The organism is Wolbachia endosymbiont of Culex quinquefasciatus Pel, assembly GCF_000073005.1.
GTDB lineage: Bacteria > Pseudomonadota > Alphaproteobacteria > Rickettsiales > Anaplasmataceae > Wolbachia.
This window is the reverse complement of sequence record NC_010981.1, coordinates 1,416,492-1,432,534: the sequence shown is the minus strand read 5'-3', so window position 1 is coordinate 1,432,534 and position 16,043 is coordinate 1,416,492. Positions and strand designations below refer to the sequence as shown.

The following is a 16,043-nucleotide window of genomic DNA, read 5'->3' as shown; positions in this document are numbered from 1 at the left end:
ACAAATAAAAAATTTAAAAAACATAGTTGATGGAATAAAGTTTTATGCAGTAATGAAAGATGAGCTTCTTGCTGGTGAATATCCCATCTGGCCACTTGATACTAACTTGAGTATTCTTGGGAATTATTCTCAAGCAGATTTTTTCTTATCTGATCTTCAAAGGAAAGGTCAGGAGAACGTTATTATGCGTAATAGGGAAGGATTGAACATATATGAATTTAATCAACGTAATGGTCTTGAACATTTAACGCAGGTACCAAATGGTGCAAAGCTTGGTAATTCTGAAGAAAAATTATTCTTTCCTGATTTAACCGGCCAATCTTATAAAGATATTGTAGCACTAAATTCTAGTGGATTATTTATCTACCAATATGGACAGAATAATTACCGATCTATTCATTATAATCCGCTGTTTTCCAAGATAAAAGGATGGAATACAGAGCATATAAATTCAGTTCAATTTGAAGATATAGACTTGGATGGTAGACAGGATATGCTTTTTACTGGACCAAGAGGAATAGATATACTCACATTTGATAATCATACAAGCCAGTGGAGGTCTTTACTGGATAACTCTCAGCTTACTATTTCTGAACGTCATAGCAATGTAATCAAGGTTATATCATCTAATCCACATGTTATAGAACATCCTATTATTTTTACTCAGTATAAAGATCAATTACGCTGGGCAAATATTGTTGAAGCTGAAAAATCATTAGAGGAAGAAGTTGGGATTCAGGAGCGCAATGAAACATCATCTCAATCAGTACCACCAATAGTACCACAATTACTTCAATTACAATCTGAGGAAGAAAAGCCTATTCTTTTACTTAGGGAGCAATTAGATTGTTCTTCTGTTATTAATGCAGTTGATAAAAATACAGGAAAACCAAAATTTAAATTGCCACTAATTGATTTATCGAATCTTTCATCTGATATTAAGCTGGACTTCTTTTATGACAGCAATAGCAAGGCATCTGATATCTTGGGGCTTGGTTGGTCACTACCACGAAATTTTATAATGATGGATCATCAATCAAGTATTTTTCCTGAAGATGAAAAGTATTATGTTATTTTGCAAGATTTGCCCCAACAGCTAATATTTGACTCTAGTAACTCAACTGATACTGTTTACTGCTTTAAGTTATCGACTGATCAACCTGATTTACAAATTCATTATCATAAAAATGAAGAAAGATGGGAGATAAATAATTCAGGTATTAAGCAAATTTATGGACGTACTGATAGTGTTCGATCAGACTCTATCAATTGGGAGCTAGCATGGGAAAATTGGCGTAGTGTAGGTAGTAGCTCTACAGGACAAAAAAAACTAGCTACTGGTTGGTATTTGGCTGAAGTAAGAGATGAAAATGATAACGTAGTTCGTTATACGTATGACATAATTAATGTTTCAGTGCCGAATGGTGAGAGCTTTACTCAAGAAATTTACTTAAAAACCGTTGGTGACAATCAAGGAAATGAAGTCATTTTCAACTATTCTGATAAAGAAGAAAGCGAATATAATTTACTTCCTTTAATAGATAAGGACGGTAATCTAAATACGAGGAAGGTGGAGACACGTTATCTTAGTGGTTATAAGGTTAGTACTCCAGGCTATCAGCAAGATGTTGATTTCGTTTACAGGGTAGAGGATGGAAAGCGTCTTTTAACTGAAATAAGACAACGAGGAGATATTACTAACCAACCAATTTTACAGTTTACTTATAAAGAGTTTTCAGCATATATGCTAGAAAAAGTAACTTTACCAATAGGTGCAAGTGTTGAGTTTAGTTATCGGTCAATAGGGACAGCGTCTCACATTACTGAAGAATTAGGACGAAGATATGATGTGCAGAAAAGTCATAGAGTAGATTATAGTAATGATGATGTATTGATCAGTTATATAGATGAGCAAGGACAAGTAGCACTGAGAATGTTCAATCAGGAAATGATAGAAGAGCTATATTCATCTGTATCAAGTTCTATTTCATCAAGGTTTCCTCTATTAGGTCGTGGTTTAGTAAAAGCACACGAAATTGTGCGTGCAGAGGATTTTTTTGCTGTGATTCTATATTATAATACTGATAAAGAGCTATGTTTATTTCGTAAAGAAGAAGGTAAATGGCTACCAACTCCAAAATATTATAGCTTTAATGAAGATACAATGATCAGATTTGGTGCAGATTTTACAGTTGTAGCAAGCACTAATTCTTCTGTAGAGATAATTGATTGGAATAAAGCATCTAAAGAATGGACAAAAAAACCTTTTTTCAATAAAGACAATACATCTCTACTCCTTGCAGCATCTGGTAGAATGTTTTTAATTTATGATGATCAGGGCTTATTAATAGGGTACCGAAATCATGATAATGAATGGCAATCTAAAGTGATCAAAGAAATACCTGGAGTAGCTAGTAGTATACAAAAAACGTTAGAAAAGTTTAACTTAAGCAATAATGTGCATAAGCATCTACTTAGCTATTTTAGAAATAATGCGCTGCAGTTAAATAATAATCTTTTGCTTTTAAGTACTTGGGAAGCAGAAGGTCCACAACTTTATTCGATAATAAATCTTTTTGTTCTAGACAGAACATACCAGATTGTTCAAGAACAGCAATACAGAATTGATCAAGATAATATCAACGTGTTTTCACGTGAAGTTGAAGATTCAAGTAATAATAAATACACTCTTGCTTATCGGATAAATGGAGATAAATACAAGTTTACTGTTAAAGATTTCAGTGGACCAATTAATGACGAACTAGAGAACAGTAAAAAAGAAGCATTAGATGAAATAGAAGAAAAGAAGTGTAAAGCATTAGCTCAAATAGATGCAGCAAGGGGTGACTTACAGATAAAAGCAGAAGAAGCAAGGATTGATTTGCAAAATAGAGCATATGAGGTAAGGAGGGATTTTCAGGATAATGCAACACAAGCAAGAGCTTCTCTAGATGCAAGAGTCAAAACAGAAAAAGATGTAGTAAGCTCTAGAATAAGGAAAGTAAAAACTGATTTGGAAAATAAAGTCAAAGGAGTACATGACGATATACAGAGTGCAGTGCAAAAAGCTAAGGCAGATATGCAGGTGAAAGTGGAGAAGGTTAAGTCTGAAGCATTTGCTGAAATAACAAAACAGGGACGTAAATTTTTGGCAGAAGTACAGTCAAAGGAAGAAAGAGATGAAATTCATAGATTAATGCAAAAGGAGAAGGATAGTGTTCTTAGTAAATTAAGCGAAGAGGTAAGTAAAGTAAACGCTCAGCTAGCAAGAGAAAGTAACGAAGCTTATAGAAAGCTGGAAGAAAAAGTGAATGAAACTTACGAACAATTAAAAAAAAGTACTAATGAAGCTTATCAAAAATTTGAAGAAAGTAAAAACGAAGTATATGGACAATTGGAGAGGAGATTACGAGAAGCCCTTGAGCAATTGGAACAAAAAATACATGAGGCTTATGAACGCTTAGAAGAACAGATATCTCAGGCTTATCAACAGTTAGAAGAAGGAGAGAAGGAAGTTTATAAAAATGTAAAGGATAGTCGTGTAAGAGTATACGAACAAATAGAGGATATAAAAGCTAAAATTTGCAAAAATGTAGCTTCTTTATGGGAAAAAGAATTCTTCTTGTTAGATTCTGTAAAATATAGCGCAACTTTAAATTCACAAATAGCAGTATGCAGCCATAGGAAATTTACTTTCACAGGTGATAAATGGAAGGAAGGGACAATATCAGAAACAGAATTGAGACAAGAAAATTTCTCTATTCCATTAGGTAATAAGCTTGTTCTTGACAAAGAAAATTCACGATCTTCATTAAAGTTATATAGCCAAGGGAATAATAGAGAGAAGCAAGGAAATAGCTTGCTAGACTTAGAAGTAAAACAATTAAACCAAACTTCTATACGAAATATGTATCCTGCTTACTTAGCTTATCAAGAAAAAGATAAACAAGTAGGTGTAGTTGAATTTTCAAGTGACGGTACAATTGATAAAACATATAAATTGCCTCAAGAGGAAAAGTTAAGTTCATGGAGTAGTTATCAAACATTAGTAACACACGTTAACAATCTTGATTCAGGAGAAAGCAATACTTTAGTCTTTCGTCAACAGCTTGGTATAAGGCGCTTATTGCCCAATCCTGTAATTACAAAAACTGCAGTGACACTTGAAAATGGTAGTAAACGTATTACAGGCTATGAATATGACGTTTCCTCAGCAAAAGCATTGGGTAATTCTGTATATTATGAAAAAACTTCCATAATTCCAGGTAATAACAAAACTTTTTTTGGCTGGATTGAAGAAATGAAGGATTTCGATAACTATTCTAATGGAGAAAAAAAGGTATTTAATGCACAAGAAGTATTAATAAAGACCCTAAAGCTTAAAGAGGAACAGGCTAGTACCAACGATACAATAATAAATAGAGAAAACCTGTACTTGAACACTACTTTATTAGATAAGACAGGAAAATTAGAGGTAGCACAATTTTTTCCTTATGAGATAGCAGATGAGGAAGTGAGCCATTATGGATTTGAGAATTATGAGATAAATAAAATTGGAAAAAATGTTACTTTACCTGAAAAAAGATGGTTATTTAATGAAACTGATGTAGTAAAGCAAGGATTTTCATTTACTGGACAAAGTTATTTAAGTTTATCAAGAAGTACTTTAGAGGGTACATTCCAGCCTAATAACCAAAATCAAGAATATGTTGCATCATGCTGGATGAGGCCGCAAAGTAGGGTGTTTGGTCTTGGTGCTGTTACTCCTTATCTCAAAGCAGTTGTTTATGCTGAAAATGGTGATGAAATATTTGGGCTATTAAGCGAGGTTAAATTTCAATCTGGTGATTGGTTCTATTTAGAAGTAGTTATAGATCTATTACATGCGAAACAGATTTATAAAGGCTTACAAAAAAGTTCAAACTCAACCTTGACAGAGCAACCTGACATTAATCTTAAAACATCTATTATTGTGAGTCCTGGAACGAATACCACAATTGATGTAGATCATGTCCGTTTTTCACCGTTGAACAGTCATTCTAAAGTTAACGTATATGACACTAAAACTAAACAGGTTAGAGAAGTTATACAAGCTAATGGATTAGTCGAAAAACATGTTTATGACGAATACCAAAATGAAATAGCAAGTATAAATGAGTATGGCCAACTTGAGAAGTTGAGCTCTTATACTAAAGCTTCAAGTATTGGAAGAGTAGTGCAATTAAAGAGTAGCATACAGATTCAACCAGAAACAGGATTTTATGAAGATTTTTCTCCTTACTCGTTTAAGGAACGTTGGAAAATAGATAATGCGGATGTTTGGAAAATTTCTTTAGCTCAACTGCAACATTTCACTAATCACTTACATAGCTTGCAGCTAAATCCATATGATATTAACTCTGCTTCTCACGGAATGAGGGTGTGTTTTTCACTGCAGTCAGAAAGCTCCATCATAAAGTTTAATGATGATCTGAAACTGATGCGTACAGGCAACAGAGCTAACATTATATTTCCAGGAAAAAGGCTATCTGTACCACTCAATGGTGAAATTCTAGTAGCTGTTGAGCATGGTCGTTTATTGGTCTGGATAGATGGTGGTTTATATTTTGATGGTTTGTCAAACGGTTCTTTATTTAATTTAGGTGTTAGTGGTAAAGTAAGAATAAGCGATGTAATGGTCTTCAGCGAGCCAAGTATTCAGGTAACTTATTTTAATGCACTGGATGAAAAATTACAAGAAGTTGTATTAAAAGGTGAAAATACAGCAATAGTGACAGAGTATCTATATGATGAGCTAGGTAGACAAACCATTACTACGCAACCAGCACGTATAGAAAGATCTAGTAGCCAATCTGTACTAGCTTATTACCCTAATTTTGTTACTAATAGTAACCCTTATTCGGCAAATTCAGTATGGAAAATTGAACAGTTACAGGGCGATGTAGGTAGAATTGTTGGAGAGCATAGTTATAGCCAGACTAAGTATGACAATAATCCTCTGGATGAAAGATGTGCGGTAGGGCTGCCCGGTAGGGAATTTTCTGTTTCAGGTCCTTATGCAAAGCGCTTTGCTTCTTCGTCTGAAAATCTATTTATCAACAATCTTTTTCCTACTAGTCAAAACTACAGTTATCAAGTGGAATATAAACCTGGAGGTGTAGAAGATATTTCCGTCTTTGATAATAAGAACAATAGAGTGGCTCAGTACACCCGTGTTCCAGGTAGTAGAGATTTACTAAGTACTTATGAGTATGATGAAAATGATAAGCTAGTGAAGAGCTTACCACCTCTCTATCACGAAAAAGTACGTACTTTTCATAAACTTAATTCACAGCTCCAATCTTTATCTACAGAAGAAAAAGCATTACAAGATTTCTTAGGAGCACATACAAGTTATGATGGAAAAGGAAATGCAATTATAAAAACAACACCTGATTCTGGAAAAGTAGAGCATCTATATGATAACAACGGGTTACTAAAATTTGCTGTGCATTATTCTCAGCTTAACGGTGAAGAAGTTGAAAACGTTATATATTTTGATTACGATCAATTAGGTAGATTGATCAGTACAGGTAAATTAACTTCTCCACTTCCTAAAAAAGAAGAATTACCCACTTTAGCAATATCTAGCAATAACATAGAGGAATATCAACAATTTTACCATAGCGATTTCGAACGTGAACCTATATTGCGTGGAAAGGTAAGGAGAACCATTACTTTTAACAACAAAGAACCTTTAATTGAGGAGTCAATATTAAATATAGATAAAGAAACCTTAAGTAAACGTATTCTTATTCCAATTAAAGATAATGATGAACCTTTGCTCATTGCAATAAATAAAAGATATACGGCAGGAAAGCTAAGGGAAATAGAATATCCTATCGATGTTCAAGGCAATTCTTTTAAGCTTACTTATAGTTATAATAAATTGGGCAAAGTTACAGGAATTGGTGTACCAGGCAAACAAAATCTTTTTGTAAATTTTGCTCACAATTCTGCTGGACAAGTTATTAGCGAGCAGCATTTACCAGAATCGGCGAGGAATTTTACTCGTCAGTATAGCTATAATGCTCCAGGGTTTCTGACTAAACTGGAAGATAAATTCTTAACAGAGAAAGTTTATTATACTGATAGAAGTTACGGTGGGCATGGATATGGTGATGGAACTGTTACACGTACTGAATTTAAGGCAACTTGGCATGAACACTGTGATAACAGGGAACTTGGGTTAAATGAACAATCGTTCGTAAGTGAAAATATCACACCTAAGGAGTCAGAACTTTGTTTTCATAAGCTAAAGGAAACAGGTTATTTAAATGAGCATAACCACCAAGCCAAAGCTTACTATCCTGCTTTGGAACCAAAATTACCAATTGTGTGTAGTGACGGAATCACTGGACGTCAAATTGCAAAAACTTTAGGAGAAAAAGGTTTTCCTACTGAATATGGGCATAGTTATGATTATGGTAATCACCAAGAACTAACTAAGGCAAAATATTTTGTAGGGAATGAAGCACCTTTACCATTGCAGCCTGATACTTTTGCTAAAGAAATTCGAGGGATAAATAGTACAGTTTCACATGATATATGGCAAATATTGAAAAGTGCTGGATATTTGAGAGAAGATAATGCGAAAGTTGATATATCTCTATCTCATGCTAAGCGAGGAAAACCCTTTATTCGTCCAACATTATTTAGTGACCTGAAAAGCATTAATGCTAATTATGGAGGCTATAAATTACCTCTGGAAAGATTGTTAGCTACTGCTTTTTCTCAAGGGCAAAACCTATCATTGCTAAAATCAAATTTGCAGAATGCTTTCATAAAGTGGAATGGAGGAGTTGGAAGTAATGAACTGCAGCAGACTGCAAGTAAAATTATAGAAATGCTGGAAAGAAAGCAGCACCTAGATAATCCTCTGAATGAAGAGTTTAGCAATTTATTAAGGAAATATGAGTCATTTATTCCTGATATAGTAAGGTTATTATCAGAACACTTTGCGAGACAACTTGGTGAAGCAGAATTTGACGTTGAATCGTATGATATAGATGCAAATGGCAACCATAAGCATTACTATACTGGATTTGATCGTTATGAGCTAAGCTATAGTAACAATACTAACCAAGTAAACAGTGTTAAATTTAAATCCTACTCTTCATCCAAGACGGAGCAAAAGTTTGCTATAAAGCATGACAGCCGAGGAAATATAATTCAAGCGTTACATAAGGGCATCGAACAGATTGATTATGACTCAGTATCAAATCATGCGACCAAGATAAGATTAACTGACGGTAGAGCATTGATCTTTTACTACGATGCTCAAGGTGAACGTATATTAAAGAGAGTTACTAATAGTCAAGGAGAAACAACGAAAGAAATACATTATATACGAGACGAATTCGGTCGTGCTTTAGTAGAAAGGCAAATTACATATATTTCTCAAGATTTACCACCTGATATACTTATCACTGCCTACATCTATGGTCCAAGAGGGTTGCTTGGATTTATACGTAGAGATGAATTTTACAGCGTAATAACTGATCATGAAGGTTCGATAAGATTAGTAGTAAAAGGTGATGAGGTGGTAGCAGCCTATGACTACTTGCCATATGGTAATTTAATGCGTGAATACGGAGGCAATCCCGAAGCTCATATTGCATATCGCTATACTGGTCAAGAGTTGGATGAAGAAACAGGTTTATACAACTACCATGCACGTTTTTATGATCCAAGCATTGGCCGCTTTTACCAAATTGATCCTCAAGGACAGTATTTTAGTCCATATAAGTATGCTGGTAATTCACCAGTATCAATAATAGATCCAGATGGAGAGTTTGCTTTCCTTATACCGCTAATTATAGCAGGGGCTGTAGCAGGGGGGTATTTAGGGGGAGCTGCAGCTAATAAAGAATGGAATCCTGGTAAATGGAAGTGGGATAGTGGAAAGACTTGGCTAGGCATAGTAGGTGGTGGGGTTGGTGGAGCATTATTGCCCATAGGTTTTGGTGCATCTGTAAGTGCTTTTACTTCTATAGGCTTATCAAGTACAGCATCTATTGCTGCAACAACTAGTTTAGGAGGAGCAGGAATTTATTTCAGCACAGCCGCAGCTAATAAAGAATGGGATCCAAGTAAATGGGATTTCAGCTCACCAGAAACATGGAATGCAGCATTTCAAGGATTTGCGATAGGTTCTGGTGCAGTTGGTGGAATCCGTAGTGCTGGAACGTTTTATAAAGGTTTATCTTCTACTTGGGGTAAAGGTGCTTTTATTGTTGGTAGCACAGGTACTGGTGGAGGACTTTTTGTTTTAAATGGATTTGCTGCCAATTGGGATTTTTCGAAACCAGGGGTTTACTTTGGCTTTGTAGATGCAATTACAGGTGCTCCTGATTTGGCTATGTTTTTACGGGGAGCCGGTAGGTTTTTAGGTAAAAATGGACGTAATATTGTAAGCACCTTTGACAGTTTTAAGTCATTGAATAATCAAAAAGGCAGATATTTCGGTGGAACAGTATTTTCTAACCTGAATCAAGCTTTTCAAGGGATAGATGCTTCAGAAGCGCTAAAAAGACTTGCAAGCAAGCAAACTTGGAGTAACACTGCTACGTTTTTAGGAGACTTATCCAGTCATCAATTCTCAAAAAGTGTAGGAAAAATTGCCGGAGGGGTGGCAATGGCAGGTTCTTCAGCTTATTTAATGGGTAGTGCAGTTAGTGAAAATGGCTGGGACCTAACTTCTGCATATACTTACCATGCTATAATTAATGGAATGCTTACAGGGGGGCAGCTTGCTTCCTCTGGTAGAGCTTATTATAGAGGTAAAATAGTTAAAAATCAGCTAAAATTGCCAAAAGAAATGGAGAGGATAGCTCAAAATTATGCAAAAGAGGCTTTGACTATTTATCAGGAAATCCTTAACAAAGGAGGCCAGATTATTATTGGAGGTCATATTAGCTCTAAGGTTATTACCATTGATGGTAAGGACTTTACTATCCTAGATCCAGGTAATAAAATAAATAAAAAGAGCATAAAGGATATTGAAAGTATTGATCGTGATAATGGTGTTAAAGACTGGATGATTAAAAATGGCGAAGAAAAGTTTATAGTCGCTACTACTAAAAATGGTTGGGTAACTATAGATCCGAAAGGAGAAATTCAAGGCATAAGCAGGCTACATCCTATTAGAACTGGTCAAGACCCTATCAGTTATAGTAGAAAGGTGAAAGTACAGATAAAAAAGGGGGAAGTGCCTAATACCGCAATATCTGTAGCAGTAACTGAGAATCTTGCTGTAGTAACACTTTCAGGCACTGACTCTCCGGGACTGGTAATATTTATTGACCGCAAACAAGGTGTAACATACACTAAACCTTTAGCTAGGAATAAGGAATTTGCTGGAAAAGAAGTTACGATCGATCAATCCATAGAAAATGCTATTAATGCACTTAGGGAATCAGGAGAAGATTTTCCTCCTTGGTTACCTAGTAATTGTGCTGAACCTAGTGCTTTAGTAGCATTATCAAGTTCTAAAGAAGCTTTTCCCCAATCTTTAAACTCAAGGTCTTATGAAATAGATGATATTGACTTTTTGGCTACATATAAAGTACCTAAACCATTTCCAGATAATATAGATTTTAAAAAACCACTTGATCCAAAGTTTCCTGACTTAGTACCTTTTGAGCGGTGTAACTATTGTAAGGTAACAACTGGTAGCGTAAGAAATGTTATAACTGATCCTGCTTGGTTAAAAAAAATTGATGATCTGATTGGTTTAAACGAGAAATTAGACTACTCTAAACAAAGGCTATATTTTCTTATCCCTTACCATGACATAACGAACAGGATAGTTAAAATGAATACTACAAACAATGGAAACAGATCTCTTTCTAATAGGCAAAAAAGGTCATCTGATAAGCGAATTATGGTAGAAGTTGAACATAGTGCTATAGACCATAGCATAAATGAAACAGGAAGATGGAGTGAACCTAATACTGTTAAAAACAAAAAAATTACAAGTAGTGCTACAAGTTCATCTGCAAGAACTGGATCAAAAATAAACAATTTGTTCAGCTGGATAAAAAGCTCTATAGGTGGGTTGTTAAGTTCTAAATCTGTGGGAACATCAAATACTACAAGTTCAATCTCGCAAGTTGATGCGCAAATAGATGTGAATAGCACAATAATGTTGCTTGACTTATTGATTAGAAAGGTTACGGGTCGAAAGTATATTTCTACAGCAGATCAGTCTATATCTCCACTAGAAGCACAGGGATATGCACTCAATATTACAAAGGGATTTGAGAAAGTAGTAGAGCAAGCTGGATTAAAAAGTGGTGTATCAATGCACCGGTTAAATATTGATTATATGGGAATGCAAAAAGAGATTACTAGAAAAGTCATGAGTGGTAAATTTAATGAGATTTCAGGGATTTTAAGCTCATATGTAGAGAAAGCGTTACCTGGTAGAGAAGCAGGATACCCTGGTAAATTAAGCGAGAAAAGGTTTAATGAGTTTATGATTAAATTTAATAAGGGGCTAGATGTGACATTAAATCAATCAATAGAGCACAACGGAGATGGTAGATTAGAAGTTGATGTTGTAAAAGAACAGAAAACGAACTCAGGGCCCCAAAGTTATTTAAGTAATGCTTCCGTTCAAGGTCATTTGACTCAGAATAAGGTTAAATTAATTTCTTAATATCATCTAAAGAAAGGCCGGTTATTTCAGCAATAACATCAATAGATACACTGGCCTTAAGTGAGTTTTTTGCCACAGCAATTTTAGCCTGTTTTTCGCCTTCTGCTTTGCCTTTTTCATGGCCGATTTGGATGCCTTCTTGTCTACCTTTTTCTTGACCAACTCTAAGACCCTCATCAAATTTTTGAGCAAAAGCAGCAATCTCATCCATTATGCGTTTTTTCATTTGTTCATATGCTAGTAACTCTTCTTCTGACCAATTAAACTTATTCATCTCTTCATAAGCTCGTTTTATTATTACGTCACTACCAACTATCTTATCTAGATCCTCTTCCCTTGTTTCTGCTGCATATCGGAAAAAATAACACCATTTTTCTACTATATTTTCTAGTTGGTCTTCTTTTGTCTTTGTAAATTTAGGTAGTTCTATGAATACGAAGTAAAAATCCTTCAAGTCATGTTCAAAGCTATTTTGATCTAAAATGACATGATTAGATTTGTAATCAGCCTTATCTGGAAAAATAATACAATCAGCAACAGCAATAAAGATAATTTCCTTGAGATTATGATAATTATCACCTTGATCAGCTTGACTTGAGTAGGCTTTGGCAGCATAATATTGAGCGCGTTTTTCGAAGCCTTTGGTCTTAGTAAACTGCATTTCTATTATGTATCTTGAACCTTGAGAGTCTTTACAAAGAACATCGACAATACTCTGCTTTTTAGCGGCAATTTCAGGGTCCAAAATGGTAGCTAAGAATTCAACATCGTGAATAGCAGCTAAACCAGTAAAGCCTAAAATATCGTTCAAGAAATGAATGAGGATATCTTTATTCTTTTCAGTGCCAAATATTCTTTTAAAGGCATAATCATTGCGTGCATCAAGAAATTTAGAAAGAGCCATGAGAAAGTAAGATAAAAAGCATTAATAATTATACACAATTGTGAAGAAATATTCAACTAAAATTCAAACATAGAAGTTTTTGTATATCTTTATTTGGTAGTATTAACCTCTATAATATTTATGGCAAACATCTCAATAAGGTATCAGATAGCACAAAAAGTAAGGAGCTGGAGGTTAAAGAGAAAATATACTCTGAAAGTCTTAATAGACAAAACAAGCATAAACTACCACACGCTGCTAAGATATGAGCAAGGAACATGTGGCATTCCAATTGAAAAGTTAAAAATATTAGCAGGGGCATTATCAATTCCTATTAGAAATCTATTTCCCAAACGAAAGGTGCTAAGAGAAAATAGCTGTTTTGATAAAGCTAAGGAACAAGCAATGTATAATCTAATGCAAGGATACATACAAATAGGAGAGCGAGAATTACGCAAGGTGGTTTATGCTTTGACCCAATCTATTCAAGCTGAAAAGGAAAGTAATATCAAAGCAGCAAGAATAAGAATTGCGAGGAATCTAGTTAAGGCAGGGTTTGATACTGAGATTATCTATCGAGCAACAGGCTTATCAACTGAGGAATATGCTGATAAAGAGAGATACGAGCCAAACGGAGGACAAGAGATCAAGAAGTGGAGAATAATAAGAGGATATACACAAAGCAAAAAAGCTTAATGTAGGGCCCTCACAGATACATCATTATGAACAAGACTCTTTTAAGTGAAAGGTTGTGGGAGATAGAAAGAGAATTGTCAGTGAATGCTGAAGATCTGATAAAGGAAGAAGATAATTATGAAGATGGTGAAGCAGAAAATGATTTATTAAGTTTGGCGAGGGAATATAGAAAAATTGACAATCAGGAATCACGAGATGAACTGGACATATGGGTAGAATTTTTCTTGCAAAGAAAGCAAATTTACAAAGAGAAGATTGATAAAATAGAGGGAATGAAAGTTACAAATAATTTACTTAAATTAGGCTTTTCTACTGATGTTATTTCTAAAATAATTGATTAACAACAACCTTTTTACATAACTTGAAAACAAATATATATTAATATCTTTACCTATTAATGAAAAAATAAGTAAAAAAGATTGAAAAATTGATTTGACTTCACTCGAAAGCTATGGCTCTATGCCAATGCTGATAAAAAACAGCAGTAAACATTTAAAAACAATTTGTTATTAACGAGGAGTATATTTTATGAATAATGGTAAAAAACTTACAGAAGAAATAGAGAGAGTATTACAGAGTGGAGGAGGAAGTGCTCTATTTGATCGGGAGATAGTGTCAGTGCTTCTAGGAGCAGTTCATGACAGAAAGCAAGCACAAGATGTTACTAAAACTCTAATGGATAATTGCCCAGGAATAGGAGAAATTTTAGGGCGAGAAATCGATGATCTGAAAATGATAGAAGGAATGACTGAACACGCAGCTGCAGCAATTGAATGTGTAAAAGAAGCTTATAAGAGAGCACTAAGAGAAGGGTTAAAAAGAGGACCTGTAATGGATAGCCAAGAAAAGCTGATAGAGTATGTAAGGGTAAACATAGGCTTTTCAGCAAAAGAAGCTGTCCTGATAATATACTTGGATAAACAGAACCGTTTGATAAGAGACGAAGTGTATTTTGGTACAATAGATGAAGTACACCTATCTGAAAGGAAAGTGGTAAAAAAGGCGTTATCAATGGAAGCAGCGTCAATAATATTATCCCATAATCATCCAGGAGGGAGTTTAGAACCATCAGAAGATGATAAGGTTATGACTAGAGAATTAGTGTCAGCATGTCAAGGAGTGGGAATTGAACTAGAGGATCACATTATTATGACAGACAAAGGATATTGCAGTTTTAAGGAAAGAGAGCTGTTATAAACCAAATTTCAATTGCTTGAGAAGTTTGGCTACCAACTACTACAAAACAATACAAAGAGCATAAGTAGCAAAAAAACTTAGTCAAGAATCTGTATTGGAGAATTACAAAATATAAAAGATCTTTGTATAGCTTGTATATTAAGTCGTGATTAAAGAATAAAATTCCCAAAAATCTATTCTTTTATTATAAATAGTTGCAGAATATACAAGATCTTTTTATAATTTGTGTATTCAGTTAATCATAAAGCAATAAATTGCTCTGTAGACTTGAATAACATGCTTAATAGGAGGCTATATGACTACTAAAAAAACAGTATCATTTGATGATACAGATGGAAATACTTATGAGTTAATCATTGATTCTAAAAAGTTACCAAAAGGACTATATAGTGCTATTAGGCGTACTAGCAAAAAAAATCAGCAGCTTATACTTGTAGACGAGACTGATCCGAAAATATTTGATGATAAAAGTAGGTTTGAGAATCCTGAAGGTGTGCCTTCCCCTAGCGATGTTTCTGGAAAATCAATCAATCTTGGAGAAGGACGCGAGGTTTATAACAAAAAATCTTCAAATCGTCAAAATCCGTTTATTCCAGCCTTAAGCAAGATAGAGCCAAGTGCAAGTGAAAATGCAGAATTAAGATGGTTTAAAAGTAGAGTAGTAAAGGCAAAAAGCGTAGACGAACTGAACAAAACTATAGATCAAGCACTAAGTACTGGAATAAGGATAAATGCGTATAGCGAAGGACAGAAGAGTTTTGCTGATACGGTGATATCGAAAATGCCTTTGATCAAATGCAAAGAAAATGAGAAGGAAGACATAATATGTGAATTGATGCTAAATGGAGCAATATTCAGTTACGATCTATTGCAGGATAAGGGAATAAGTGAAATGCATAACAAACTGTATCAAGAGATTCGTCCACAGATAGATGAGTGGCTTAAAGAATTGAGAGAAATCGGTGAAAGTGCTATTGAAAATGAAGGAATCATAGAAGACGTGGAAATGGATAATCAGACGTTTTTTATGAAATTTTCTGAGAATAGTAAGGTAAATATTGCAAGAGTATTGGAAGGTACAAAAAATTTAGGATTAACCACAGGAGAGGTAAAATTAGGAGGTGATGTTATAGAAATAGGAGATAGTAAGGTTGAAGTTAGAAGTGAAAAAGAAGGTGAGAGGAATTACGTTGATGTGTCTGACAATAGTGCTTTTGAGATAACATTTCCTACAAGTATTGGTAGCCTAAAAATTGTAATATACCATAATGCAGAAAATGACCATGAGATAGAGGTCAGAGTAGCAGATAAAGAAATGTGGTCTGAATTACAAAAGAAAGGGGAAAATATAGGAAAAGGGTGTTTTTTTGGAGGAATGACGGTCACAGAAGCGGTAGAAAAAGGAAGTTTCCCTAGGAGTGGTAAGTGGAGTAAAGAAAAGGTAAAAGAAGAAATAAAGGCGATTAGTAATAATGAAGCATTATCATGGGTTGATAGGGTGTGTGGAGGTAGTAAAGAAACCTCTCGAAAGCTTTAAACAATCGGAAACTTTTCCTCAATAAAGTT

The 16,043-nt window shown here is 34.5% G+C and carries 6 protein-coding genes; 5 read left to right on the top strand and 1 reads right to left on the bottom strand.

Translation table 11 applies throughout. The features are described from left to right. The first annotated feature begins 52 nt into the window (after window positions 1-52). Window positions 53-11,701: an RHS repeat-associated core domain-containing protein gene (locus WP_RS06715; protein ID WP_007302852.1), complete on the top strand. Its 11,649-nt coding sequence runs from the start codon at window positions 53-55 to the stop codon at window positions 11,699-11,701. On the opposite strand, the gene WP_RS06710 is transcribed toward WP_RS06715, so the two are convergent. Then, window positions 11,685-12,605, bottom strand: a complete 921-nt coding sequence (locus WP_RS06710) for an Rpn family recombination-promoting nuclease/putative transposase (protein WP_012482047.1) — start codon at window positions 12,603-12,605, stop codon at window positions 11,685-11,687. The two genes, WP_RS06715 and WP_RS06710, sit on opposite strands and share 17 nt — an antisense overlap. Window positions 12,606-12,725: 120 nt before the next feature. Here WP_RS06710 and WP_RS07775 point away from each other — a divergent pair, with 120 nt between their 5' ends. The 4 genes from WP_RS07775 (at window position 12,726) to WP_RS06695 (ending at window position 16,014) form a co-directional block, all read left to right on the top strand. Then, window positions 12,726-13,280, top strand: a complete 555-nt coding sequence (locus WP_RS07775) for a helix-turn-helix transcriptional regulator (RefSeq protein WP_007301903.1) — start codon at window positions 12,726-12,728, stop codon at window positions 13,278-13,280. Window positions 13,281-13,306: 26 nt separating this feature from the next. Further along, on the top strand, window positions 13,307-13,621 hold the full coding sequence (locus WP_RS07770) for a hypothetical protein (protein WP_007301902.1): 315 nt from the start codon (window positions 13,307-13,309) through the stop codon (window positions 13,619-13,621). 187 nt (window positions 13,622-13,808) lie between these two features. Further along, window positions 13,809-14,477 (top strand): JAB domain-containing protein, encoded by a 669-nt coding sequence (locus WP_RS06700; protein ID WP_007301901.1) that lies wholly within the window; start codon window positions 13,809-13,811, stop codon window positions 14,475-14,477. A gap of 295 nt (window positions 14,478-14,772) precedes the next feature. Beyond that, window positions 14,773-16,014 (top strand): hypothetical protein, encoded by a 1,242-nt coding sequence (locus tag WP_RS06695; RefSeq protein WP_007301900.1) that lies wholly within the window; start codon window positions 14,773-14,775, stop codon window positions 16,012-16,014. The last annotated feature ends 29 nt before the right edge of the window (window positions 16,015-16,043 follow it).